This is a genomic window from Pseudomonas sp. LBUM1669 (genome assembly GCF_059695705.1).
In genome coordinates, this window is sequence record NZ_CP166784.1 from 3,126,954 (window position 1) to 3,151,981 (window position 25,028).

A 25,028-nucleotide genomic window follows, 5' to 3' on the forward strand; every position below is an offset into this window, starting at 1 on the left:
ACTCCGTAATAAAGTCAGGTTAACAAACTTGATATTTCGCCAATGTATCCGAGCGCGCACGCTGCAACCACTTCCTCTGGTCAGGTGTTTGTCATGGCTCCTCTATCCAAGCTGTGTTTACCCGCGCTGTTTCTCGCCATGGCCGCGTCGGCCCAGGCTGAGGAGAAGACCCTCAACCTCTATAGTTGGGCCGATTACGTGGCGCCTGAAACCTTGCAGCGCTTCGAAAAAGAAACCGGCATCCACGTGCGTTACGACACGTTCGACTCCTCGGAAGTGCTGGAAACCAAACTGCTTACCGGCGGCAGCGGTTATGACGTGGTGGTGCCGTCCTCCAGCGTGTTGGCCCGTGGGCTGGCGGCCGGTGCGCTGAAGGAAATTCCTCACGAAGGGCTCAAGGGCTACGCCAACCTCGATCCGGACCTGCTGGAAAAACTGGCGGCCGTCGACCCCGGCAATCGTTATGGCGTGCCCTATACCTGGGGCACGCTGGGGTTGGGGCTTAACGTCGAAGCGGTGCAAAAACGTTTGCCGGATGCGCCGCTCAACAGCCTCGATCTGCTGTTCAAGCCGCAATACGCCAGCAAGCTGAAGGACTGCGGGATTGCGATTCTCGACTCACCACAGGAAGTGATTGGCCTGGCGTTGCACTATCTCGGTAAAGATCCCTACAGCACAGACAAGGCAGATCTGACAGCCGCCGAGGCGTTGTTGCATCAGCTGCAGCCCAATGTGCTGTACGTCGCCACCGGGCGGCAGATCAGCGACCTGGCCAATGGCAGCGTGTGCCTGGCCTTGACCTACAACGGCGACGCCAGCATGGCCGCTGATCAGGCGCGCAAGGCCAACAAACCGTTCGAGGTGGCCTACCGGATTCCGAAGGAAGGCACGCTGGTCTGGCAGGACAACCTGGCGATTCCCAAGGACGCGCCGCACCCCGAGGCAGCCCGGGCGTTCATCGAATTCATGTTGCGCCCCGAATCCGTGGCGGCGCTGACCAACACGCTGTTCTTTGCCACGGCCAACCAGGCAGCGACGCCGCTGGTGGACGAAGCCGTGCGGACCGACCCGGACATCTACCCCCTGGCCGACACCCGCGAACGGCTGTACGCCGACCGCAGCATGAGCCTCAAGGACATGCGCTCGCGCACTCGCCTGTGGACCACTTTCCGTAGCCGCCAAAATAATAGGAGATCACCATGGACGTCCCGATGCAAAACGATCAGGCCATGACCCGCGACAGCCTCTTTGGTACTGCCGCCGAAAGTACCTACGCCGGTATCACCAGTTTCATGCGTCGTCGCTACAGCCGTGATTTGCGCGGCGTCGACGTAGTGGTCAGCGGTGTGCCGTTCGACACCGCCACCAGCAACCGCCCCGGCGCGCGTTTCGGCCCGCGCGGCATTCGCGCTGCGTCGACCGGCATCGCCTGGGAACGTCACTGGCCATGGACGTTTGACCCGTTCGATCATCTGGCGGTCATTGACTACGGTGATTGCGCCTTCGATTACGGCTCGCCGCACTCGGTGCCGGAAAGCATCGAGGCCCACGCCGAGCACATCCTGAACGGCGGTTGCGCGATGCTGACGTTCGGCGGTGACCATTTCATCAGTTACCCGCTGCTCAAGGCCCATGCGCGCAAACATGGTCCGCTGTCGCTGATTCACTTCGACGCCCACAGCGACACTTGGCCGGACGAAGAGGGCAAGCGCGTCGACCACGGGACGATGTTCTGGCACGCGGCCAAGGAAGGCCTGGTGGATCCGGCACGTTCGGTGCAGATCGGTTTGCGCACCACCAATGATGATCACCAGGGCTTTGCGGTGCTGGATGCGCGGCAGGTGCATCGGCAAGGGTGTGAGGCGATTGTCGAGGCGATCCGTGCGCGGGTGGGGGATAACCCGGTGTACCTGACGTTCGATATCGATTGCCTCGACCCGGCGTTTGCACCGGGCACCGGAACGCCGGTGTGTGGTGGTTTGAGCACGGTGCAGGCGCTGGAGATTCTCGGCGGGTTGCGCGGGATCAATCTGGTGGGGATGGACGTGGTGGAAGTGGCGCCGGCCTACGACCACGCGGACATTACCTCACTGGCAGCGGCGACATTGGCGATGGAGATGCTGTGCCTGTATGCGGCCAGGCACAAAATAGACCGGTAAGACGTCTTCGCGGGCAAGCCTCGCTCCTACAGATTTGTGGCGTTCACAGACTTTGTGTTCGCCGCAATTCTGTAGGAGCGAGGCTTGCCCGCGAAGCTTTTTCAGGCCACAGGAATGATTGGCAGGTCGAGGGTTTCACCGCCGGTAAACCGCGCCGCCGAACCGGCAATCGTTTCATGTGGCACACCCTTCGGCACGTCGCTGACCCCATCAAGCCGCGACAATTGATCCGGGCTCAATTGCACGGTCAACGCGCCCAATGTCGCATCCAGTTGCTCACGAGTCCGCGAACCGAGAATCGGAATCAGCGCCGTCGTCGAACGCGTGGCCTTCTCCCGCAGCCAGGCAATGGCCACGTGGGTCGGCGTGGCGTTAAGCTCTGCCGCCACCGCGAGCAAGGTGTCGAGCAGGGCTGTTTCGTGGGCGCTTTTCTCGGTGTGGATCAGCATGCCGAGTTTAGCGGCGCGGTTATTGTCATCATTGCTGCGGTACTTGCCCGTGAGAAACCCGCCACCCAACGGCGACCAAATCGTAGCCGCCAGCCCGAGCGCTTCGGCCATCGGCAACAACTCACGTTCGGCGGTGCGTTCGGCCAGGCTGTATTCGGCCTGAATCGCTGCAATCGGCGCAAAGCCAAGGACTTCGGCCAAGACATCGGCGCGAGCAATGCGCCAGGCCGGGAAGTTCGACAGCCCGGCGTAGTGAATCTTGCCGGCACGCACCAGGTCGTCGAAGCCACGCAGGATCTCTTCCATCGGCGTCACGCCGTCACTGATGTGCGCCCAAAACAGGTCGATGTGATCGGTGTTGAGCCGTTTAAGGCTTTCTTCCACGGCGCGGACCATGTTCTTGCGGTTGTTGCCGGTGTGGGAAATGCCTGCGGCCGGTGTGGTGCCCATGGTGTATTTGGTGGCGATGACCAGGCGATCGCGTTCCGGCGCGATGAATTCGCTGAGCATGGCTTCCGACTGGCCGGCCTGATAACCGTTGGCGGTGTCGATAAAGTTGCCGCCGGCTTCCAGGTAACCGTCGAAAATGCGCTTGGCTTCGTCACGCTCAGCGCCATGCCCCCAGCCAGTGCCGAAGTTACCGGCGCCCAGCGCCAGTTCCGAAACCCGCAAGCCGGTTTTGCGGCCGAAGACTTTGTAATGCATGAGGTAACTCCTGAAGAACGACGCCGGGGGTAATTTAAATGTTTAGCAACATGTATTTAATATGATGCGAGTAATATGGCCCGTCAAGGCGCTTTTTCATCCTCTGCAAAAGAGCCGACCGCCGGGCAATGATCTCCTGCCAGTTTCTGACAGCAGCCTCTGCTAAGCTCCGACGACTTTTCAGGAAAGAGCCTGCCGATCGTGTCGCGTACCACTCGTTTACTCACGTTGTTGCAAGTGCTGCGAGGCAAAAGTCGTCCGGCCACGGCCGCGACGCTCGCCGGGGAATTACAGGTTTCCGAACGCACGCTGTACCGCGACATCGCCGAGCTGACGGCGCTGGGCGCACCGATCTTCGGCGAAGCAGGGGTCGGCTATGTGTTGCGCAGCGGGTTGTTCCTGCCACCTTTGATGCTCAATGCCGACGAAACCGAAGCCATCGTTCTTGGATTGCGTTACGTCGATCAGCGTGGCGACGAGGTCTTGAGCAAAGCCGCGGCCGATGCCTTGGCCAAGATTGCTGCCGTGTTGGCGCCTGAAGCTCAGGATGCATTGCGCAACCCGACGATGCTGCCGGGCCCGCGCGGCTATGGATATCCGCAAAATGCCGTGCCGTTGAACGTGTTTCGCCAGGCCATCCGCGATCAGTCCAAGCTGAACATCGATTATGCGGACGCTCAGCAGGTGCCCAGTCAGCGGCTGATCTGGCCACTGGCGCTGGGTTTTCTCAATGAGGTGCGGATCATTGTCGCCTGGTGTGAGTTACGCAGTGCCTACCGCACCTTTCGCACCGATCGCATCTCCGCCGCCCATGAGCAGGGCGAGCGCTATCCGGGGCGGCGCAGCGACCTGTTGCGTACCTGGCGCAAGCACATGCAACTGGATGAAGCCGGGCGTTTCACTCCTGACAAGAACTGACACAGACCTGTTCTAGCATGGCTCCAGAATCAATCAACAAGGAGCCGCACCCATGTCCAATCCAGCCTCTTCACTGGCGCCCGCCATCGCCGCCTACATTGCAGCCGCCAACGCCCGCGACACCTCGCGGGTCGGCAGCTTTTTTGCCGAGGATGCCAACGTGTTCGATGAGGGCCAGCACCGGATCGGCACGCAAGCCATCGCCCAATGGATGCAAGATACCGCGCAACGGTATGAACCACGGGTCGAAGTGCTCGACGTTCAATTGCGCACCGGCAAAGTGCTGGTGCACAACCTGATTTCCGGAACCTTTCCCGGCAGTCCGCTGGAACTGCGCTACATGTTCCGCCTCAACGAGCAGGGCAAGATCGCCCGACTGGACATCTCTCTGTAAACCCGAGCGCATGGCATACTGCCGCGCATGAATGTCGACTCTCCCTTAAGCGCCTGGCAACACGCCATCGAACAGAAGGGCTTCGTCCAGGACGAAGCCCAGGAACATGCCGTGTGGGCGCTGCAAAAATGCCACGAAGCCTTGCATGAAGGGCGCACGCCGATCACTGGCGTTTACCTTTGGGGCCCGGTCGGACGGGGCAAGACCTGGTTGATGGATCAGTTCTACCAAAACCTCAAGGTCCCGGCCCGACGCCAACACTTTCACCACTTTATGGGTTGGGTGCATCAGCGCTCGTTCCAGCTGACCGGCACTGCCGACCCGTTGCAGGCGCTGGCCCGTGAGTTGAGCCACGAAGTGCGGGTGCTGTGTTTCGATGAGTTGTTCGTCAACGACATCGGTGACGCGATCATTCTCGGGCGTTTGTTTCAGGTGATGTTCGAGCAGGGCGTGGTGGTGGTCTGCACCTCCAATCAACCGCCGGACCAGCTGTACGCCGATGGCTTCAACCGCGACCGCTTCGTGCCCGCCATCGAGGCGATCAAAAAGCACATGCAAGTAATCGCGGTGGACGGCGGCGAAGACCATCGCCTGCATCCCGGGGCGGGTCTGCAACGGTATTGGGTAGCGGCGCCCGGGCAGCCCAGCGCGCTCGCTGAAGTGTTCAACGCGTTGACCGCAGGCCAGCCCACGTCCAGCGATCCGATCACGGTCGGTTTCCGCTCGATCAATGTGGTGCAGGCCAGTTCGACAGTACTCTGGTGTCGCTATGCCGACCTGTGCGAGCAACCGTTCGCCGCGATGGACTTCATGGCGCTGTGCGACACCTTCAGCGCTATTCTGTTGAGCGACGTGCCAAATTTGAGCGCACAGAAACGCGAAGGACGCATCGCCCGAGGCACGGAAGACGGTGCCGAACGGGTCGCCGCCGGTGATCGCGAGCTGCCGCAATTGTCGGTGCATGACGACGGTGTCCGGCGTTTCATTGCGCTGGTGGACGAGTGCTACGACCGCAAGGTGCCGCTGTACCTCGAAGCGCAGGTGCCGATGACGGCGTTGTACACCGAGGGTTACCTGGAATTCCCGTTCCGCCGCACGTTAAGCCGTTTACAGGAAATGCAGCTGCAACGTTTCGCCGAAGCCTAATTGTCGGGAGCCGCGAACATGAATCAGCCCCTGTCTCATCATTTGCTGACCATGGCGTATCAGAATGCCTGGGCCAATTACCGACTCGCCAAAGCCTGGAATCAGTTGAGCCCGGCGGAACTGGCAGCACCGCGAGTGAGCTTCTTCCCCAGCCTCATCGCCACCCTCAACCACATCCTGACGTGCGACTGGTTTTACGTGGATGCGCTGGAGCGGGAACGGCGTGGGGACGGTCCGCATCCTGATTGTTATGTGTTTTTCACCGAGGACGAACCGTTCGCGGCGGCCGCCGATCTGCAGCGTGAACAAGCGCATGTCGATCGTCGCCTGATTGCTTACTGCGAACAATTGCGCGACGCCGATCTGGGGCGAATCGTGACCATCGCCCGGGACACGCCGCAACATGACAGCCGTTTGCGCCTGCTGTCGCATCTGTTCGAGCACCAGATTCATCATCGCGGTCAGGTTCACGCGATGCTCAGCGACACCTCGGTCAAGCCGCCGCAACTGGACGAGTTTTTCTGCGTTGGTGAATCGCACCTGAGGGCCGGGGATTTTGCTGAATTGGGCTGGACCGAAACGCTGATTTGGGGTGTTTGAGAGAGGTTCGGGTTGTCGCCGATTGCGCCTCGCGATAATGTCCGTCGACCTCCCGGCGCGAGCGACGCGCCGAGACAACTTGACGGGACGTTGACGATGGGAATGGAATCCGCAGAAATTCTGGTACTTCAGGCCAGCTACACCAATGCGCTGCATGCCGAGGCGATCGGTGTGGTGCTCAATGCCTACGCCGAAGACCCGATGGGCGGCGGGCAGCCATTGCCCGAAGACATCCTGCGACAACTGCCGGGGGAACTGGCCAAGCGTCCTCATGCGTTCAGCGTACTGGCGTTTGTCGGGGGCGCGCCGGCCGGGCTGGTCAATTGCTTTGAAGGTTTCTCGACGTTTGCCTGTCGGCCGCTGGTCAACGTGCACGATGTGTCGGTGGTGCCCAAGTTTCGCGGTCTGGGGCTGAGTCAGAAAATGCTGCAAAAGGTTGAAGATATTGCCCGTCAACGCGGCTGCTGCAAGATCACTCTGGAAGTCCTCGAGGGCAATGCCGTCGCGCAGGCGTCTTATGGCAAGTTCGGATTTGCCCCCGGCATGTTCGACCCGGCCCATGGCCGAATGCTGTTCTGGACCAAGGACCTTTAACGCCACATGAACAGCCTCGATGACGCGCAGGGCAGGGCACCCGTGACAACAGACAAACCGTGGGTGATTTTCCTGATCTTCCTGCGCCTGGGGCTGACCTCGTTTGGCGGTCCTGTCGCGCATCTGGGTTATTTTCGTAGCGAGTTCGTGGCGCGTCGGCGCTGGTTGAGCGAAGCCGCTTACGCCGAATTGATTGCCCTGTGCCAGTTTTTGCCGGGCCCGGCGAGCAGTCAGGTGGGCATGGCGCTGGGTTTGTCCCGTGCCGGCTATTCGGGGGCATTGGCGGCGTGGGTAGGGTTTACCTTGCCCTCGGCGCTGATCCTGACGCTGCTGGCATTGGGCATCTCCCACGGTGGCTGGGCGTTGCCGGCAGGTTTGATTCACGGGCTGAAAATTGTCGCCGTCGCCGTGGTTGCCCAGGCCGTGTGGGGAATGGCCCGCACGTTATGCCGAGGTCCGGTGCAAGTGGGCATCATGCTGGTGGCGGCTGCCGGGGTGTTGCTCTGGCCAACGACTGGCGGGCAGTTGACGGTGATGGTCGTGGCCGCGGTGATCGGCCTGGCTTTGCTGAACAACACAAATGCAGCGCAAAGGGAGGGCCTGTCGATTCGGGTCAGTCGACGGGCAAGCTGGCTGGCGATTGGATTGTTCGTGGCTTTGCTGCTGGGTTTGCCGCTAATCGCGCATCACTGGCCGGACTCGCTGACCCGCTTGTTCGACAGCTTCTACCGCACGGGGGCGCTAGTGTTCGGCGGCGGTCATGTCGTATTGCCGCTGTTGCAAAGTCAGGTGGTGAGCACGGGATTGCTGGGCAATGACGTGTTTCTCGCCGGTTACGCCGCCGCGCAAGCGATGCCGGGGCCGTTGTTCACGTTCGCGGCTTTTCTCGGCGCGTCCATCAGCGGCTGGAGTGGTGCGCTGGTGGGCGTCTTGGCGATTTTCCTGCCGTCGCTGCTGTTGGTGATCGGCGTCCTGCCGTTCTGGCAGCGCTTGCGCGGTAATGGCCGGGTGCAAGCGGCGCTGGCCGGGGTGAATGCCGGGGTGGTCGGGTTATTGTTGGCCGCGTTGTATCAGCCATTGTGGACCACTTCGATCCTCAGCCCGCTGGATGTTCTGTTGGCGGTTCTGGCGTTGATCGCGCTGCTGTTCTGGCGATGCCCTCCGTGGTTGCTGGTGCTGCTGGGCGGGATTTGCGGTGTGCTGCTGGGCGCATGAAACCTTTCGAGCGGGCATAAAAAGGGGCGCCCATCAGGACGCCCGTTTGCCAGCGTTTATTTCGGCCGATAGGTTTCCGTCACTTGTGCGGTTTGATCGTTCGGAACCCTTAGTTCAATAGTCCTGGTTTCGATGCCGTTAGCTTGCTGTTGTTTGAGGTGCAGGGTTTCGAAGTAATACCTCATGCGCTCGGCGCCGCCTTCGGCAAAGGCTGCGGTCGAACCGAACATCATCAGACTGGCGAGGATCAACGCGGTACGTTTCATGGTGTGCCTCCCACTACGGATATAGGGTGCTCTTTCGTCCATGAAGCAATGCTGCCGAGCCATTATCCGCCGATTCCGTAAATTGGGAATTAACCGCGTCAGAGCTTCCAGTCCAGGCTCAGCGTGACTGTGCGAGGGTCGCCCCAATAGACGCCGTTATAGAACCCGACGTTGTCGTAATACTTTTTGTCGAACAGGTTGTCGACGTTCAGAGAAGCGGACAGGTGCTTGTCGAACTCATACCGCGACATCAGCTTGACCACGGTGTACGCCTCCTGGCGGATGTTGGTGCTGGCGGTGATGATCTCGCCATCGGCGCCACGGCCGACCGGGCGTCTGGCGGCGCGGTAGACATCGCTTTGCCAGTTCACGGCGCCGCCCACGGTCAGTGCCTGCCAGTCGCCGGGCAAGCGATAAGCCGTGGAGAAGCGGAACATGTTCAACGGCTGGGCGGTGTTGTTGCGCTGCTTCTCGCCATTGGCCGAGTGGGTGTAGGTGTAGCCGGCCGTCATGTTCCAGCCTGCCATGACCTCGCCGGAGACCTCGGCTTCGAAGCCCTGGACCTTGTTGCCTTTACCCCCTGATTTGAAGAACTCTTCACCGGTGACCGGGTCCGGTGGCACCGAGTCGTCGCGTTCGGCGACGTTGTCCTGCTTGCTCCAGAACACTGCGGTGGCGAGGTTAAGTCGCTCTTCCAGCAGGCTGCCCTTGAGCCCCAGTTCATAGTTGCTGCCGACCACCGGTTCGAGGTATTTGCGATTGCTGTCGCGGTCGTCCTGTGGCTTGAAAATATCGGTGTAGCTGACGTACACGGTGTATTCAGGCGTGAGGTCGTAAAGCAGCCCGGCATACGGCGTCCAGATGTCGTTGTGCTGCTGGCTGATGGCTTCGACACCGGTCCGTTGCAGGTTGCTGTCGTATTTGTAGGTGTTTTTCGAGATCTCCCAGCTGCCATAGCGACTGCCAAGTACCGCGTGCAGGTCGTCGGTCAGGGTCAAGCGCGTGGCCAGGTAACCGGCCTTTTGCCGGGTGCTTTCATCGGAGCCTTTCAGGCCGGTGACGGTGTCCGGGAATTTGGGAATGCCGCCCATGTACTTCCAGTCGGGGACTTTCTCGTAATCCGGCGACCGTGCGCCGTCAATGGTGTAAGGGTTGTCTTCGCCGCGTTCGGCTTCGCCATAGCCGATCATCATTTCGTGCTCACGCCCGAACAGCGAATAAGGCCCCGACACGTTGAAGTCATAGGCCTTCATTTTTTGCGTGCCAACCATGTGGCTGACGTTGGCTGTCATGCCGCTGCGATCCGCCTCGGGGAAGCCGCCACCGCCGTAGTAGATCTTGCCGTCGGTGTCACTCTCGCGGTGGGTGTAGGCCGCCTTGAGGTGCCAGCCGGCGCCCAGTTGCTGGTCCAGCGTGGCAAACGCGGTCTTGTCCTTCAGCGGCCAGGAGCTCCACGGTGTGGCCATGTTGGTGGAGCGTCCGAGGTTGGCTTTGCTGCCGTCAGCATTCCAGTAGGGCACGGTGCCCCAGGAGGTGCCTTGCACCTGCTTGTCCTGATAGTCGTAACCCACGGCCAGCACGGTGTCGTCGGTCAGGTCGGCTTCGACAATCCCGTAGCCGACTTCCCGTTGCAGCTCGTATTTGTCTCGGTAGGAACCGCTGTCGCGATAGGCCAGCACACCGCGAGCGCGAAGGCGCCCGTCGAAGGCCAGTGGTCCGCCGACGTCGACATAACTGTAGTAATCGTCATAGCTGCCGCCGCTGACACCGGTCTGGGCCGCCCATTGTGCGGTCGGTCGTTTGCGCACCATGTTGATCGTCGCAGAAGGATCGCCGGCGCCCGTGGTCAGGCCCGTCGCGCCGCGAACCACTTCGATACGGTCGTAGATGATGGTGTCGGAATCGGACTTCATGTAGCTGAAGGTGTTGAGCATCCCGTCGATCTGGAAATTGTTGATCGAGTAACCGCGGGACGAATAGCTGACGCGGTCCGAGTCGTTGTGCTGAACCACCACGCCGGTGGTCTGGCTCATGGCTTCGGAGAGCGTGCCGAGTTTGAAATCGTCCATTTGCTGGCGCGTGACCACGGACACCGATTGCGGCGTTTCCTTGATCGACAGGTTCAGCCGCGTCGCGGTGCTCATGGCACCGGTGGTGTACGACTCGGTGTTTTCGGTGGTGCTGCCCAAGCCCTGGGCGGTCACGTTGGTGGCGCCCAGTTCAAGGGTGCGGCTCGGTTCTTGATCCGGGACGGTTTCAGCCAGCAGGTCGGGGCTCAGGGCAGCACTGCATAGGCCCAAGGTAAAGGTCATGGAACGGGTGATAGGCGCGAACATCGCAGCCGACTCCTTGTCTTCGAGGGAAAAATTCCGTTTGTTCAAAGACGAAGGGTGGAGGGGGGATTTAGGTCTAAACGAGAATTATTGTTATTTTAAGATGTTTCGGGGAGCTAACGTGCGGGAACAGCGGGCTGGCGCAATCCCCTGTGGGAGTGAGCTGTGGCGAGGGGATACATCCCCGCTGGACTGCGAAGCAGGCCCAGGATTTTGGGGCGGCTGCGCCACCCAGCGGGGCGGTGCGACGTTTCGATAAATCCCCTCGCCACAGCTCGCTCCCACAGGTTCCTCTCCGTATTGAAAGATCGGAGCCGGTCTCTCAGGACATCATTTCTGTGCGACTGCAGGATCGGTCGGCGTGCTTTTCGGTTTCATCAGGCTGAAGTCGATCAGCGGACGCGACTGACGCTCATACGGATTGCCGATCATCAGCGGACGCGGCGTGAAGCTGTCGCTGACCAGACTCTTGCTGCGGTCCAGTTCATCGAAACTCAGGCCCGCCAAGTCAGCCCAGGTGTGGATCAGGTGCGAGCTGCTGTAAGGCCGCCCCAGGTCACCGGCAAAACTCCAATCATGGGTTTCACGCCATTTCGGCGAAGCCCAGGCCATGAACGGAATGGTGTACATCGGCGCCGTCGGCTTAGCTTCGTTGCGCCCCAGCGTGCTGTGGCCCGCGGAGTCGAAGACATCTTCGCCGTGGTCCGAAAGGTACATCAGGAAGCCGTTCGGATCGGACTTCGCATAGTCCTTGATCAGGCTCGACACCACGAAGTCGTTGTACCGCACGGCGTTGTCATAGCTGTTGTACGTCGGCACCTGGTCATCACGCACGCCGTCCGGTACACCCTTGCGATCGGTGAACTTGTTGAAGGTCGGCGGGTACCGGTACTGATAGCTCATGTGCGTACCGAGCAAATGCACCACGATCAGCTTGCGCGGCGCGGCGTCTGCCAGGGCCTTGTTGAACGGCGCGATGACGTCGCCGTCGTACTGCGCGGCGTTCTGGTTGCGGTTGTTGTTCAGGTACACCTGCTCGTCGGCCTGTTCGGAGAACGTCGTGAGCATGGTGTTGCGCTTGGTCATGGTTTGCTGGTTGGTGATCCAGAAGGTCTTGTAACCCGCCTGTTTCATCATGCTGACCAGGGACGGCGTGGACAGGTAAAGGTCCGGGTTTTCTTCGTCGGCGAAAGTCAGCACCTGCTGCAACGCCTCGATGGTGTAAGGGCGCGGGGTGATGACGTTGTCGAAGACCGCCATCTGATCCTTGAGCTTGTCCAGTTCCGGCGTGGTTTCACGCGGGTAGCCGTAGAGGCTCATGCGCTGACGGTTGGTGGACTCGCCGATCACCAGCACCAGGGTCGCCGGCTGGTTGGCCATCGTGTCCTTGAGGTTCTTGAGCGGTGGAATCTTGCTCGCGCTGTCGAGCATGTCTTGCATGCCGGCCAGGGTGTCGAGGTAACGGTGATACGCCACCGCCATCTGCCAAGGCACCGCCGGCTCGATGCGGGTTTCGAATTTCTCGAAGCCACCGGCCAGGCTGCCGGTGCGCGCGGTCTGCTTGATCAGCGGGTAACCGACCACGGCCACCAGAATGGCGGTGGCGGCAACCAGCGCTCGACCGCGGGGCATGTACACCGGGCGCAAGCGCGTCCACAGGAAATACGCGAACAGGGTGTGGGCGAGGAACGCCGCCACCATCCACCAGGCGAAATACTGGGTCATGTACTCGCCCGCTTCAGAGATGTTCGATTCGAACATGATGAAGATGACGCTCTGGGAAAACTCCTGCTGATAGATGAAGAAGTAACCCAGGCTGGCCATCGAACAGGCCCACAGCACCACGCCGATCAACGCGGCCATGACGCGTGTCTGTCTAGGGAACAGCAGCATCGGCGCGAGCCAGATGGCGCTCATTACAAAGGCCTGGCGGAACCCGGTGAAACCCGAGGTGCCCGTCAGTTGGATCAGCAGTTGGGTAATGCCGGAAAAATACCAGAAGAACAGGAACAACCAGAGAAATCCTGCCCAATCGAAACCTTTCGCAGTCGTAGTGCTGCGTTTAAACACAGTCATTCATCGCTCCAGCCAGGAAATCACGTCGACCCGTCGGGAGTCTTCCATGTTGCCGACGAACGAAAGCCGCGCGGATACCGAGCGGCCATAATGAGCCGGAGTATCAACACTTCGATGTGAAAACTTTGTGAGTTGCCGCAAACGGCAAGGCGGGAGGCGGTGTCGGAAACAGCAGGGGGCTGTTTCCGAATCAAGCGTAGAGATCAGGCGTGAGGCGCGCGCGCAGTGACGGGCAAGGGCTGAGCCGAAGAGCTTTGTGTGAGTAAGCGCAGCTGCGCGAGCTCCTGCTTCAACAGGTCGCGCTCTTCTTTCAACTGGCGCAATTCATCACGACGGATCGTGACGTAAAGGGTTTGTGCTGGCCGTGCTGCTTGTACTGTGCCCATTGCTCACCTCGCAAATGGCGTGCATCAACTGTAAAACCGCCCCGACATCGGGTGCTGAATTACTATCGGCGCCGATTTTGATTTCTTTTGCCCCCGAAGGGAACTTTTTTATTTTTCATGGTCGTTGTGTCTTGGGTTCGATTTTCGACGTTATCAGTCAGGATCGGGCACAATGCCCGGAAACTTCACGCCAACGCTCTGGACTAACCCACATTAGTCGCGTTGGGCTATAACCTTTGACACACATTATTTGTAGTAGGGAGCATCAGCACATGCAACTCGGGATTATTGGACTGGGCCGCATGGGCGGAAATATTGCGCGTCGCCTGATGCTCAACGGGCATACCACCGTTGTTTACGACCGTAATACCGCCTTCGTCGACACCTTGGCCGCAGAAGGCGCCAAGGGCGTCATCGACCTGCCGGCGCTGGTCGCAGGCCTGGCCAAGCCACGTGCGGTGTGGGTCATGCTGCCGGCCGGCGCACCGACCGAAGACACCATCGACACCCTGAGCACCTTGCTCGAAGCCGGCGACACCATCATCGACGGCGGCAACACCTTCTATAAGGACGACATCCGCCGGGCGAAAACCCTGTCGGAGAAAGGCCTGCACTACATCGACGTCGGCACGTCCGGCGGCGTCTGGGGCCTGGAGCGCGGGTACTGCATGATGATCGGCGGCGAAGCCGAGGTGGTGAAACGCCTTGACCCGCTGTTCGACAGCCTGGCCCCTGGCATGGGCGATATCCCGCGCACCAAGGACCGCAAGTCGGAAGATGATCGCGCCGAGCGCGGTTACATCCACGCCGGCCCTGCAGGCTCTGGCCATTTCGTGAAGATGATCCACAACGGCATCGAGTACGGAATGATGCAGGCCTTCGCCGAAGGCTTCGACATCCTCAAGACCAAGGCCAGCACCAACCTGCCGGAAGATCAGCGTTTTGACCTGAACGTGGCCGACATCGCCGAAGTCTGGCGCCGTGGCAGCGTTGTGTCGTCGTGGTTGCTCGACCTGACCGCCGACGCACTGGCCAGCGATCCGAAACTCGACGGGTACGAAGGTGCAGTGGCTGACAGCGGTGAAGGCCGCTGGACCATCGAAGCCGCCATGGAGCAATCGGTGCCCGTACCGGTGCTGTCGAACTCGCTGTTCTCGCGCTACCGTTCGCGCGGCCAAGGCACCTTTGGCGACAAAATTCTCTCGGCCCAGCGCTTCGGCTTCGGCGGCCATGTGGAGACTTCGAAAAAATGACCCGTCTGATCCGCAATAAATCCAAGGCAGAACCCGCACCGCCGACCACGCTGTTTTTGTTCGGTGCCCATGGTGACCTGGTCAAGCGCTTGCTGATGCCGGCGCTGTACAACCTGAGTCGCGACGGTCTGCTTGGCGATGGACTGCGGATCATCGGTGTTGACCACAACGCCATCAGTGATGAAGCCTTTGCGCAGAAGCTCGAAGATTTCATCCGCACCGAAGCGGCCAGCAAAGTCGGCAAAGGCGACGAAGCCCTTGACCCGACGCTGTGGGCCAAACTGGCCAAAGGCATCAGCTACGTCCAAGGCGATTTCCTGGACGACAGCACTTATCAGGCGCTGGCGGCGAAAATCGCCGCCAGCGGCACGGGCAACGCGGTGTTCTATCTGGCCACCGCGCCACGGTTCTTCAGTGAAGTGGTGCGCCGCCTCGGCGCCGCCGGCTTGCTGCAAGAGACGCCCGAAGCGTTCAGAAGGGTGGTGATCGAAAAACCGTTCGGCTCCGACCTGCACACCGCTGAAGCGTTGAACGCCTGTTTGCTCAAGGTCATGTCGGAAAACCAGATCTACCGGATCGATCACTACCTGGGCAAGGAAACCGTGCAGAACATTTTGATCAGCCGGTTCTCCAACAGCCTGTTCGAAGCGTTCTGGAACAACCATTACATCGACCACGTACAGATCACTGCCGCCGAAACCGTCGGCGTAGAAACCCGTGGCAGTTTTTATGAACACACCGGCGCCTTGCGGGACATGGTGCCCAATCACCTGTTCCAGTTGCTGGCGATGGTGGCGATGGAACCGCCGGCAGCCTTTGGTGCTGACGCGGTCCGTGGCGAGAAAGCCAAAGTGGTCGGCGCGATACGTCCGTGGTCCACGGAGGAGGCGCGGGCCAACTCGGTGCGTGGCCAATACGCGGCCGGCGAACTCGATGGCAAATCCTTGGCGGGTTATCGCGAGGAAGCCAACGTCGCGCCCGACAGCAACACCGAAACCTACGTCGCGCTCAAAGTCATGATCGACAACTGGCGCTGGGTCGGCGTGCCGTTCTACCTGCGCACCGGCAAGCGCATGAGCGTGCGTGACACCGAGATCGTCATCTGCTTCAAGCCTGCACCCTACGCGCAGTTCCGCGATACCGAGGTCGATGAGCTGCAACCGACCTACCTGCGGATTCAGATTCAGCCCAACGAAGGCATGTGGTTCGACCTGTTGGCCAAGCGGCCCGGGCCGGCCCTGAAAATGGCCAACATCGAATTGGGTTTTGCCTACAAGGATTTCTTTGAGATGCAGCCGTCCACCGGCTACGAAACGCTGATCTACGATTGCCTGACCGGTGATCAGACGCTGTTCCAGCGCGCCGACAACATCGAGAACGGCTGGCGCGCCGTGCAGCCATTCCTCGACGCATGGCAGCAGGACGCGAGCGTGCAGCGCTATCCGGCGGGCGAGAACGGCCCGCAGGCGGCTGATGAACTGCTGGTCCGCGACGGTCGCGTCTGGCACAGCCTCGGATGAGTGACGTCACGCCACAACCCATCCGTTTTCTATTGAGCGACATGGACGGCACGTTGCTGCTGCCCGATCACAGCCTCAGTCAGCGCACCATCGAGGCTGTCCGTTCGTTACGTGAGGCAGGCGTGCTGTTCAGCCTGGCTACTGGGCGTCCACCGAAAGCCATGCTGCAGCAGATCGAAGCCCTCGGTGTCGACCTGCCGACGGCGGCATTCAATGGCGGCACGATCGTCCATCCGGACGGCAGCTTGCTGGTTGCGCATTATTTGCCGGCCACGGCTGCGCTGACGGCGTTGGCGCTGTTTGCCGATCAGCCGGAGGTTGAAATCTGGGTATTCAGTGGCGGTGACTGGTTGCTGAAGGACCCGAACGGGCCGATGGTCCCGCGCGAGCAGCACGGCCTCGGCTATCCGCCGGTGGTGGTCGAGAGTTTCGAGCCGTACCTGACGCGCATCGACAAGATCGTCGCCACCAGCAACAACACGCAACTGTTGATCGAACTGGAAGCGCAGTTGCTGCCGAAAGTGGAAGGCCAGGCACAAGTCTCTCGGTCGCAACCGGTGTATCTGGACGTGACGGCGATGCAGGCCAACAAGGGCGCCGCACTGGCGACACTGGCGGAGTTTCTGGGTGTGCCGCTGGAGCAGACTGCCGCGATGGGCGATGGCGGCAATGACCCGGCGATGTTTCATCGTGCCGGGTTGTCGATTGCCATGGGGCAGGCGGAAGAGGCGGTGAAGCGCCAGGCCGACGTGATGACAGGTCCCAATACCGAAGACGGCGCGGCCCAGGCGATCGAGCGGTATATCCTCAACGCGGGTTAAACCGCGTTATCGTTCTTCGCGGGCAAGCCTCGCTCCTACAGATCCACCGTTGACCTGTAGGAGCGAGGCTTGCCCGCGAAGGCGTCAAACCTGCTAACTCAAAGCCAGAAACTGACGGCGTACCAACCCAGCACACCCATTACCACCGTATACGGCAACGCCATCCACACCATCCGCCCATACGACAGGCGAATCAGCGGCGCAATCGCCGACGTCAGCAAAAACAGAAACGCCGCCTGGCCATTAGGCGTCGCCACGCTCGGCAGGTTAGTGCCGGTATTGATCGCAATGGCCAGCGTTTCGAAGTGCTCACGGCTCATGTGCCCGGAGATGAACGCCTGTTTCACTTCGGTGATGTAAATGGTCGCCACAAACACGTTATCGCTGATGGCCGACAGCAAACCGTTGGCAATGAACAACATGCCCGGCTGCTGATCGGCCGGCAGCGCCAGCACCCACTGGATCAGCGGCGTGAACAGCTGCTGATCGTGAATAACCGCCACCACCGCAAAAAACACCACCAGCAACGCTGTGAATGGCATGGCGTCCTTGAACGCGTTGCCGATGCGGTGCTCGTCGGTAATGCCGGTGAAGGAAGTGATCAGCACGATTACCATCAAGCCGATCAGGCCGACTTCAGCGATATGAAGCGCCAGCCCTGCAATCAGGATCAACGCCGCGGCGCCTTGCACCAGCAAGGCTGCGCGTTGGCGTGCAGTGCGTTCAGCGTTGTCTTCGGCCGCATAGTTGGACAGCACCGCGCGCACGTTGTCCGGCAGCAGCGTGCCGTAACCGAACCAGCGCAGTTTCTCCAGCAGCACGCACGTCACCAGGCCCGCTGCCAGCACCGGCAGCGACACCGGGGCAACTTTCAGGAAAAACTCGGCGAAGTGCCAGCCCATTTCATGGCCGATCAACAGGTTCTGCGGCTCGCCAACCAGCGTGCAGACGCCGCCCAATGCCGTGCCCACGGCGCCGTGCATCAGCAGGCTGCGCAGGAAAGCACGGAACTGTTCGAGGTCGTCATGGTGCAGTTTGGGCAGGTGCTGGTCATCACTGAACTCACTGTCCTGACGCGGATCATTGCCCGAGGCGACGCGGTGATACACCGAATAAAAGCCTACGGCGGCACTGATGATCACCGCCGTCACCGTCAGAGCATCGAGGAACGCCGACAGGAACGCCGAGAGAAAGCAGAACATTAAGGCCAGCAGAGGCTTGGAACGAACCCCCAGCAATAGGCGCGAGAACAGAAACAGCAGCAGGTCTTTCATGAAGTAGATGCCCGCCACCATGAACATCAGCAGCAGGATGACCGGAAAGTTGTGTACCAGTTCGTTATAGAGTGCCTGGGGCGTGGTCATTTTCAGCAGTAGCGCTTCAATCAGCAGCAACCCGCCCGGCATCAGCGGATAACATTTGAGCGCCATGGCCAGGGTGAAGATGAACTCCAGCACCAGCAGCCAACCGGCCGCCACCGGACCGACTGTCCACAACACCAGGGCGTTGAGAATCAGGAAGCCGACAATGCTCGCCTTGTACCAGCGGGGTGAGTGGCCTAGAAAGTTGTGCGTGAAAGCCTGGGCCATTGAACCGGACATCGGCTACTCCTTGTATTAAGAAGCGCGCAACTTGCCGTAAGCCGAAGGGAAGATCAAGTGTGGGAAAAGTCGTTGGCCTAACCGAGATAGCGGACCACAACCGCCCGGTAGTTGCCGTCCAGCGAATAACCGCCTACGACAATGCCTCCATCCGCCTGAACGGCCACTGACGTGGCGGTGTCCAGGCTGCGGCCCAGACGGGTGCGAACCCAGCAAGTGCCCTCGGCAAAGCCAGGATCGAGTTGTCCGCCAGGTAAATACCGGGCCAGCAGAAAGTCGGTTTCGACGCCGCCAATCGTGGCGCCAACCGCCAGCACGCGACCGTCCGGCTGGAGTTGGGCGGCGTTCCACTGGCAGCCGCTGCGGCCGATTTTCAGCAGGTGTGGCTGGCCCCCGTTGCAATGAGCGTTCGGGCGACCGTTGCTGTGCAGTGTCAGCGCCAGGCAATGCATCGGGTCGCGGCTGCTGCCAAAACAATGCCAATCGCCATTTTCCTGCTCGACGATCTGGCTGACCTGAGCGCTGTGACCCGAGACATTGAAGGTCATGAAACCATCCACGGCGAAGTGGTCATCCAGGCTGCCGTCGGGGAGGTAGCGCGCCAGCAAGCCTTCCTCAGGGAAGTTGATCGATCCGCCGACCATTATCCGACCGTCCCGCTGCACCATCAGGCTGCTGAGCCAGGTGTTCATCAGCAAATGCCTGACCATGACAAAGCCGCGGCCGTTGAAGGAGGTATCGAGCTCGCCAGTGTCGGTGAGGCGAATTAGCAGGCCCACGTGATCGGCCAGTTCGAAAGGGTGATTGGCCAGCAGCAGGATTCGGCCGTCAGCCTGTACCTGGACGTCGCAGACTTCGGCCCCCGGCACGCCGGGAGGGAGCCAGGCGTCGCGCACGCCCTGCGACAGATTCCCCGGCAGGCGTATGACGCAGTATCCGTTGTCGCCAAAGTCCCTCACCGGGTGACCTTGCGCGTCGAACAGCGCCAAGGCCGGCAGCGTTCGGTGAGCGTCTTCATAGTGCAAGCCGGCGACCAGGATGTTCCCGTCGTCCAATATGAGGACTTTACCCGCCATGGCCTCATGACCGCGTTGAAATTGCCCGATGACGCTGCCATGAGTGCCGAATGCCAGGTCTGCCGAACCGTCTTCAAGCAAGCGAGCCAGGCCAAAGCAATGGCCGCTTCGAGTGCCGACTTTCGCCGCCACCAGTACGCGACCGCTCGAATCGATCGCCACGCCGTTGGCGATGCTCGACGTACTGCCGGCGAAATACACCTGGGTTTTGCCATTGGAGGCGAAGGTTTTATCGAGGTGGCCCGCCGAGTACTGCGCTGCAGGTCGGGCAAAAGCAGTCTGGTGGGGCATGCGCGCATCTCCTTGCGAGCTGACCGGAACCCGGGGACCGGGTGGGCAACTGCGTGTGCAAATATTCAATCCCTGAACGCTCGATTGCACAACTGTCACAACTAACAGGTGGAGGGTCGCTTTGTGCCAGAACAGTGTCTTTTCGAACCACTGACAAGCCTGCCAAGTAATTCGTGGCGGTCAAGTTGGAATGGGGGGGGCGCAGTGACTACCGAAAGGAGTCCGATAAAAGAAAGGAGAACAGGCGGATGACACTTAAGTCATCCGCCAACGTCCTTAGTGCGGCATCGACCACGATTGCAGCGTGTAACCTTCCTCGCTCAATTCGGCGCGAGCTTGCTCCAGTCGAAGTTCAAGTTGCGTCGGGTCTGTGTAGGCACTGCACGGAATCTGTGCGCGGCCGATGTGGGTAATGGTGCGGTCGATGATGGTCAGGCAGAGTTCGCCATTGCCGTCTTGTGGGGCCCAGGCCACGCATTGAAAAGGTTGGAATGCGCGGTTGGCAATCAAAAGAGCTTCGTTGATACGGAGCGGGGCGGTCATGGGATCTTCTCTCTATATGCCCAATCAAGTGACAGGCCGTCGGTTGGGCTTACCGTTCGGCTGGTTACTTGTACTGATGCCCTCAACCGGGGGTCAGGTCACACACAATCAAAAGAAATTTCAACTTTCTTTCATATACTCAGTGCAGGGTCGATTTTTGAAAGCTGAATGAAAGGTTGAACTCGTTAGGTAACTAACAAACTTGTTCTTATAACTAATAACGCGACGTCCCTATAATCAAACGGTACAAGGGTGCGTCAAATTCTTGCTAATGTTACAGCCAGATCCGCCAAACGACTGTTTTTAATACTATTTCCTAAAGTTTGGCGTCAAGGAACAGTCATGATCGAAACGCCTGCGTTACGACGTCTGTTAGTAGTTGATCCCTGTGACGACTGCCATCGTCTGTTGCCGGGTCTTCGCTCTGTGGGCTGGGATGTTGACAGCTGTTCCCTGGAGAACGCCGCCGACCGGACGTGCGACGTTGGCCTTCTGCGATTACAACCCTTTCATCTGGAACGCCCGGAAGCCGTCAAAGAACTGATCAGCCGCAGCGGTACCGAGTGGATCGCCGTACTCAACCAGGAAGTCCTGCGCCTGCAAAATGTCGGGGATTTTGTTTGCGAATGGTTTTTTGACTTCCATACCTTGCCGTTTGACGTCTCCCGGGTGCAAGTCACGCTGGGCCGGGCGTTCGGCATGGCGCGCCTGCGTGGGCAGGGCACGATTCATATCGATCAGCCTGAGCACGAGCTGCTTGGCGACAGCAAGCCGATTCGCGAGCTGCGCAAATTACTGAGCAAGCTGGCGCCCACGGAGTCTCCGGTATTGATTCGTGGTGAAAGCGGCACTGGTAAAGAACTGGTCGCCCGCACGCTCCATCGACAATCCCAGCGTCACAGCAAACCTTTCGTGGCGATCAATTGCGGGGCAATTCCCGAACACTTGATCCAGTCCGAGCTGTTCGGCCACGAGAAAGGTGCCTTTACCGGCGCCCACCAACGCAAGGTCGGTCGAATCGAGGCGGCGAATGGCGGCACACTGTTTCTCGATGAGATCGGTGACCTGCCACTCGAGTTGCAAGCCAATCTGCTGCGTTTCCTGCAGGAAAAACACATCGAGCATGTCGGCGGCAGCCAGCCGATTCCGGTGGACGTGCGGGTGTTGGCGGCGACTCACGTCGACCTTGAAGCTGCGGTCGAGAAAAAAAGCTTTCGTGAGGATTTGTACTACCGCCTCAATGTACTGCAAGTCGTCACCGCGCCCCTGCGTGAGCGCCATGGTGACTTATCGATGTTGGCCAACCACTTTTCCCACTTCTACAGCCATGAAACCGGCCGACGCCCCCGCAGCTTCAGCGACGATGCCTTGATTGCCATGGGCAAGCATGACTGGCCAGGCAATGTTCGCGAGTTGGCCAACCGGGTACGTCGCGGGCTGGTACTGGCCGAAGGCCGGCAGATCGAAGCGCGAGACCTTGGGCTGATCAGCCAGCACACCATTCCCGCGCCGATGGGCACGCTGGAAGACTACAAGACCCGCGCTGAGCGCCAAGCCTTGTGCGATGTACTCAACCGCCACAGCGATAATTTGAGCAATGCCGCCAAGGTGCTGGGGATATCCAGGCCGACCTTCTACCGTTTGTTGCACAAGCATCAGATCCGTTAGACGCAAGGTTAAAAGCTCGCAGCCTCGTTTCACTCGACAGCTCCTACATTGGAATGCGTTCATCCTGTAGGAGCTGTCGAGTGAAACGAGGCTGCGATCTTTTGCTGTTCAACACACACATACACAAAGCCCCGCTGGGATTGAAGTCGCAGCGGGGCTTTGTTGTTGTGGATCAGAAGTAGTACGGGAATTTCAGGCTGAAGGAAAAGTCTGGCGAGTCGTCGGTCAGGCCGATGGCCAGGTTGGGAACGATCGTCAGGTTATCGGTGGCGGCCAGGGTCATGCCGATGTTGAAGTTGGCCGAGTTGTAATCACTGTTGGATATCGACTGCCAATCACCACCGTCCGGCCTGATCTTGCTCTTGCGGGCGAACTGATCGGTGAACGAGAACGACATACTCATCTTCTCGTTCAGCGCGAAGGCAATGCCGGCGCCGATCTGCCAGGAATCGCCCAGCTTAACGTCCCCTTTCACCTTGGAGCCGACCTGAGGGCTGATGTCGCTGAAAGAGTCCTGCACGTTGTAGGTGTAGGACAGGCTGCCGAACAGCACGGCAGGGTCGAAGGTCTTGACCAGCGAGATGCCCGGTGTGATCGACCAAACACCATTGCCGGTAGGCAAGTCCTCGGGTACCGCGAGGTTGTCGTTGTTCGGATCTTCGACCAGTTTGATGCCGTAAGGGTCATCCCCGGTCGGTGCCTTGACGCGCAGAGTTGCGACCGCGTCGGGCAGGTTGGCCGACTCATCCAGAAACTTGTAGGCAACGCCAACGTTCACATCGCCGATGGTCGGGTCGCGAGTAACGGTTGCGTCAGACGTCACCGGGCCTGCGCCACCAGCGCCACCGGAGGAATACGTCGATTCGCGATAGACCACGGGGACGTTAATGTCGAACTGCCAGCGCTGTGCCACGTTGTAGCGGGCGGTCAGGTCCAGGGTCCAGTTGTCGGCCTTGATGCGGTCGAGGTTGATGTTGCCGAGAAAAATCGAGTCCAGTGCAAGGAAGCCGTTGAGCGTTAAGGCGCGGGTATCGTAGTGCGTGTAGGTCAGGCCGGTTTCGACGCTGAACTTGCCGCCACCGAAGAAGCCGCTGGCTTCGTCATACAGGTTGGAAACGCTTTGCGCAGGCTCCGAATCGTCCTTGAGCGATTGGCCATATGAACTGCCTGTGGTTCCCGGCGCACCAGCGGCCACGGCCTGGCCACCCCTGGTCGGTTCTGCGGGGGATTTGGTCAGGCGTTTGGGAGCTGGTGTCGCCGGTGCTTCTTCGACTTGGCGAACGCGTTGCTCAAGTACCATCAGCGCGTTCTGTTGTGCCTCGTAACGCTGTTTCAACTCCATGAGTTCTTGTTTTAGGATTTCGACCTGGGGGTCCGGTGCTGCGTATAGCATTGTGGCCGGGGCCAGGCTACTCAAACATACGAAAGCTCTGAACGTTAAAGATCGTTGCATTGGTTAGCCGTCCCTTCTGACTACATCTGATGAGACTGAGCGTAGATCAGAATCCGAGAGTGCGAAGACCTTTGAGCTGGTCCAGATTGCCGCTCACCGATCCCGCTGTCGGCACGTTGTCACGCAACACGACATTGAAGGACGTGACGTTGCGGACCTGGTTGCTGCTGCCGAGCAACGTCGTATTCTGCATCAGCCCACCCTGGGCCAGGCGTTGTACGGTACTGCCCTGGTTGTTGTTGGCCACGATGTTGAATTGCACACCCGTACCGGTCGAGGAAACGCTGAGCGAGCCCGCGCCATTGGCGCCGACCAGCGTCGAGCCTGAGGCCAGTGCCTGGCCCTGCTGTTGCGTTGCTGGCGCCTGGTTGGCCTTTGTGACGTTGATATCAACGTTGTTGTAGGCCGTATTGTTGTCGCCGGCAGCCCGCACGACTTGAGTGACGCCTTCGGTGGTATTGAGGCCGCTGCCGCCAGTGACGGTACCGGTACCGGTGCCCGTACTGGAGCCTTGCGAACGCGTTGATCCATTACCTTTTTCATCGATCATCGACACATAGAACTGCGGCTTGATAGTCGATTGTTGAATTTGCATCGAGGACGTTGCCCCGATCACTTCACCATTGGCATTTTGCCAAGTGCTGGTCATGGCAATGCCGAAACTGATGATCCGTCCCGGCATGACATAGCGGCCACGCAGGGTTGCCAACTCCTGATCCTTAAGTTCAATGGGTTTGAACGTCTGCGCCTGGGTCGGCAGGCTGGCGGCCAGGCAGACCACGGCCAGCCAGATTGGAGTCTTCATAAGATGCTCCCGGAGCGTCGTGCTCCCTTGTTATTAGAAGAAGTCGCTTTGGATGAATCCAAAATCCATCAACTCTGCGTCTTGCACCGGGCTGAAGACATTGACGCGGTTCCTGGCGGTCAGCGGCATGGGCGGGTCGAGCAACGCATTGGTTTTGTCGTAGCCCTGGCCAATGACGGCAAAGATGATGCCGTTCCAGCCTTTGATGAAATCGTCGACTTTGTAACGTTTATGGCCGAGTACCGGATCTCCGATGTAGACCCAGCCCTGATGGACTCTTTGCATGACCACAAAGTGTTTGTAGCCACGGATATCCATGAGGACCACCACCGGAATTCTGATGTCGCTCAACGTTTCCGGCGATACCCGGTAGCCGCGGGCCCGCATGCCGATACTTTCCACGTAACGCTTCATGTCCAGCATCGAGAAGCCCTGGACACGGACAAGATCTTGATCGGAGTTTGCCAGCATGCCTTCGATAATCTGTTCTTCATTCACGTCCAGCCAATAGGCCTGACGCAAGATCGTTGCCAGCGCAGCTGCGCCGCAACTGAAGTCGGTTTTCTGTTGTACCAGGTCGGCGAATTTGCGCTCGCGAACGCTCTGGATCGGCTTGTACACCAACGCGCCGCCCGGAAGGATGGACAGCGGCATTTGTGCAGCCTCGATCACGCTGGCCACGCAAAGCAAAACTGCCAAGGCGATAATGCGCATGGTGGGACGCCCTCTGGTGGTGTTGAAAAAGGCCCCCGTAAG

General features: G+C 59.8%; 23 protein-coding genes. 12 read left to right on the top strand and 11 right to left on the bottom strand.

The features are described from left to right. Nucleotides 1–93: 93 nt before the first annotated feature. Both ACA051_RS14655 and speB read left to right on the top strand, forming a co-directional pair. Entirely contained in the window at nucleotides 94–1,233 is a 1,140-nt protein-coding gene (locus tag ACA051_RS14655; protein WP_497375415.1) for a polyamine ABC transporter substrate-binding protein, read from the top strand. Beyond that, complete coding sequence (gene speB, locus ACA051_RS14660) at nucleotides 1,200–2,159, top strand: agmatinase (protein WP_497310432.1); 960 nt, start codon at nucleotides 1,200–1,202, stop codon at nucleotides 2,157–2,159. Before ACA051_RS14655 ends, speB begins: the two co-directional genes overlap by 34 nt. Nucleotides 2,160–2,260: 101 nt before the next feature. On the opposite strand, the gene ACA051_RS14665 is transcribed toward speB, so the two are convergent. Next, nucleotides 2,261–3,313 (bottom strand): aldo/keto reductase, encoded by a 1,053-nt coding sequence (locus tag ACA051_RS14665; RefSeq protein WP_497310433.1) that lies wholly within the window; start codon nucleotides 3,311–3,313, stop codon nucleotides 2,261–2,263. A 201-nt stretch (nucleotides 3,314–3,514) separates the two neighbouring features. Here ACA051_RS14665 and ACA051_RS14670 point away from each other — a divergent pair, with 201 nt between their 5' ends. The 6 genes from ACA051_RS14670 to chrA all read left to right on the top strand — a co-directional run bounded on the left by ACA051_RS14670 (nucleotide 3,515) and on the right by chrA (nucleotide 8,180). After that, entirely contained in the window at nucleotides 3,515–4,231 is a 717-nt protein-coding gene (locus ACA051_RS14670; protein WP_497375417.1) for a helix-turn-helix transcriptional regulator, read from the top strand. A 52-nt stretch (nucleotides 4,232–4,283) separates the two neighbouring features. Then, the gene (locus tag ACA051_RS14675; protein ID WP_131058650.1) at nucleotides 4,284–4,625 is read left to right on the top strand and encodes a nuclear transport factor 2 family protein; all 342 of its coding nucleotides are present in this window, start codon (nucleotides 4,284–4,286) and stop codon (nucleotides 4,623–4,625) included. Nucleotides 4,626–4,652: 27 nt separating this feature from the next. Then, the gene (gene zapE, locus ACA051_RS14680; protein ID WP_497310435.1) at nucleotides 4,653–5,771 is read left to right on the top strand and encodes a cell division protein ZapE; all 1,119 of its coding nucleotides are present in this window, start codon (nucleotides 4,653–4,655) and stop codon (nucleotides 5,769–5,771) included. Nucleotides 5,772–5,789: 18 nt separating this feature from the next. After that, complete coding sequence (locus tag ACA051_RS14685) at nucleotides 5,790–6,371, top strand: DinB family protein (protein ID WP_497375419.1); 582 nt, start codon at nucleotides 5,790–5,792, stop codon at nucleotides 6,369–6,371. 102 nt (nucleotides 6,372–6,473) lie between these two features. Continuing rightward, complete coding sequence (locus ACA051_RS14690) at nucleotides 6,474–6,965, top strand: GNAT family N-acetyltransferase (protein ID WP_497310597.1); 492 nt, start codon at nucleotides 6,474–6,476, stop codon at nucleotides 6,963–6,965. A 6-nt stretch (nucleotides 6,966–6,971) separates the two neighbouring features. After that, complete coding sequence (gene chrA / locus ACA051_RS14695) at nucleotides 6,972–8,180, top strand: chromate efflux transporter (protein ID WP_497375421.1); 1,209 nt, start codon at nucleotides 6,972–6,974, stop codon at nucleotides 8,178–8,180. Nucleotides 8,181–8,236: 56 nt separating this feature from the next. On the opposite strand, the gene ACA051_RS14700 is transcribed toward chrA, so the two are convergent. The 4 genes from ACA051_RS14700 to ACA051_RS14715 all read right to left on the bottom strand — a co-directional run bounded on the left by ACA051_RS14700 (nucleotide 8,237) and on the right by ACA051_RS14715 (nucleotide 13,241). Next, the gene (locus tag ACA051_RS14700) at nucleotides 8,237–8,446 is read right to left on the bottom strand and encodes a hypothetical protein (protein ID WP_094467355.1); all 210 of its coding nucleotides are present in this window, start codon (nucleotides 8,444–8,446) and stop codon (nucleotides 8,237–8,239) included. 98 nt (nucleotides 8,447–8,544) lie between these two features. Beyond that, nucleotides 8,545–10,782 (bottom strand): TonB-dependent siderophore receptor, encoded by a 2,238-nt coding sequence (locus ACA051_RS14705; protein WP_497310438.1) that lies wholly within the window; start codon nucleotides 10,780–10,782, stop codon nucleotides 8,545–8,547. Between the two features lie 327 nt (nucleotides 10,783–11,109). Further along, nucleotides 11,110–12,855, bottom strand: coding sequence for a phosphoethanolamine transferase CptA (locus ACA051_RS14710; protein ID WP_497375423.1), 1,746 nt, complete (start codon nucleotides 12,853–12,855; stop codon nucleotides 11,110–11,112). Between the two features lie 203 nt (nucleotides 12,856–13,058). Beyond that, entirely contained in the window at nucleotides 13,059–13,241 is a 183-nt protein-coding gene (locus ACA051_RS14715; protein WP_077747795.1) for a DUF6026 family protein, read from the bottom strand. Nucleotides 13,242–13,513: 272 nt separating this feature from the next. Between ACA051_RS14715 and gnd the strand changes: the two genes are divergently transcribed. The 3 genes from gnd to ACA051_RS14730 are packed head-to-tail and all read left to right on the top strand — an operon-like array spanning nucleotide 13,514 to nucleotide 16,835. Next, nucleotides 13,514–14,494 (top strand): phosphogluconate dehydrogenase (NAD(+)-dependent, decarboxylating), encoded by a 981-nt coding sequence (gnd, locus tag ACA051_RS14720; protein WP_497310440.1) that lies wholly within the window; start codon nucleotides 13,514–13,516, stop codon nucleotides 14,492–14,494. Next, a complete protein-coding gene (zwf, locus tag ACA051_RS14725; RefSeq protein WP_497375425.1) occupies nucleotides 14,491–16,014 on the top strand; it encodes a glucose-6-phosphate dehydrogenase in 1,524 nt (507 codons plus the stop codon). The genes gnd and zwf overlap by 4 nt, the downstream gene beginning before the upstream one ends. Further along, complete coding sequence (locus ACA051_RS14730) at nucleotides 16,011–16,835, top strand: HAD family hydrolase (protein ID WP_497310442.1); 825 nt, start codon at nucleotides 16,011–16,013, stop codon at nucleotides 16,833–16,835. Before zwf ends, ACA051_RS14730 begins: the two co-directional genes overlap by 4 nt. Before the next feature lie 98 nt (nucleotides 16,836–16,933). Here ACA051_RS14730 and nhaB read toward each other — a convergent pair whose 3' ends face one another. The 3 genes from nhaB to ACA051_RS14745 form a co-directional block, all read right to left on the bottom strand. Then, a complete protein-coding gene (gene nhaB / locus ACA051_RS14735; protein ID WP_497310443.1) occupies nucleotides 16,934–18,436 on the bottom strand; it encodes a sodium/proton antiporter NhaB in 1,503 nt (500 codons plus the stop codon). A 77-nt stretch (nucleotides 18,437–18,513) separates the two neighbouring features. Continuing rightward, nucleotides 18,514–19,803 carry an NHL repeat-containing protein gene (locus ACA051_RS14740; protein ID WP_497375427.1) on the bottom strand — a complete coding sequence of 430 codons (1,290 nt, stop codon included), beginning with the start codon at nucleotides 19,801–19,803 and terminating at the stop codon, nucleotides 18,514–18,516. Nucleotides 19,804–20,079: 276 nt separating this feature from the next. Further along, nucleotides 20,080–20,346, bottom strand: a complete 267-nt coding sequence (locus tag ACA051_RS14745) for a hypothetical protein (RefSeq protein ID WP_497310445.1) — start codon at nucleotides 20,344–20,346, stop codon at nucleotides 20,080–20,082. A gap of 342 nt (nucleotides 20,347–20,688) precedes the next feature. On the opposite strand from ACA051_RS14745, the gene ACA051_RS14750 reads away from it, so the two are divergent. Next, nucleotides 20,689–22,014 (top strand): sigma-54 dependent transcriptional regulator, encoded by a 1,326-nt coding sequence (locus ACA051_RS14750; RefSeq protein WP_497310446.1) that lies wholly within the window; start codon nucleotides 20,689–20,691, stop codon nucleotides 22,012–22,014. 172 nt (nucleotides 22,015–22,186) lie between these two features. Here ACA051_RS14750 and fapF read toward each other — a convergent pair whose 3' ends face one another. The 3 genes from fapF to fapD are packed head-to-tail and all read right to left on the bottom strand — an operon-like array spanning nucleotide 22,187 to nucleotide 24,986. Next, entirely contained in the window at nucleotides 22,187–23,467 is a 1,281-nt protein-coding gene (gene fapF / locus ACA051_RS14755; RefSeq protein ID WP_497310447.1) for a fibril amyloid transporter FapF, read from the bottom strand. 46 nt (nucleotides 23,468–23,513) lie between these two features. Continuing rightward, nucleotides 23,514–24,272, bottom strand: coding sequence for a fibril amyloid subunit FapE (gene fapE / locus ACA051_RS14760; RefSeq protein WP_497375429.1), 759 nt, complete (start codon nucleotides 24,270–24,272; stop codon nucleotides 23,514–23,516). Nucleotides 24,273–24,305: 33 nt separating this feature from the next. Beyond that, on the bottom strand, nucleotides 24,306–24,986 hold the full coding sequence (gene fapD / locus ACA051_RS14765) for a fibril amyloid maturation endopeptidase FapD (protein WP_497375431.1): 681 nt from the start codon (nucleotides 24,984–24,986) through the stop codon (nucleotides 24,306–24,308). Nucleotides 24,987–25,028 lie beyond the last annotated feature (42 nt).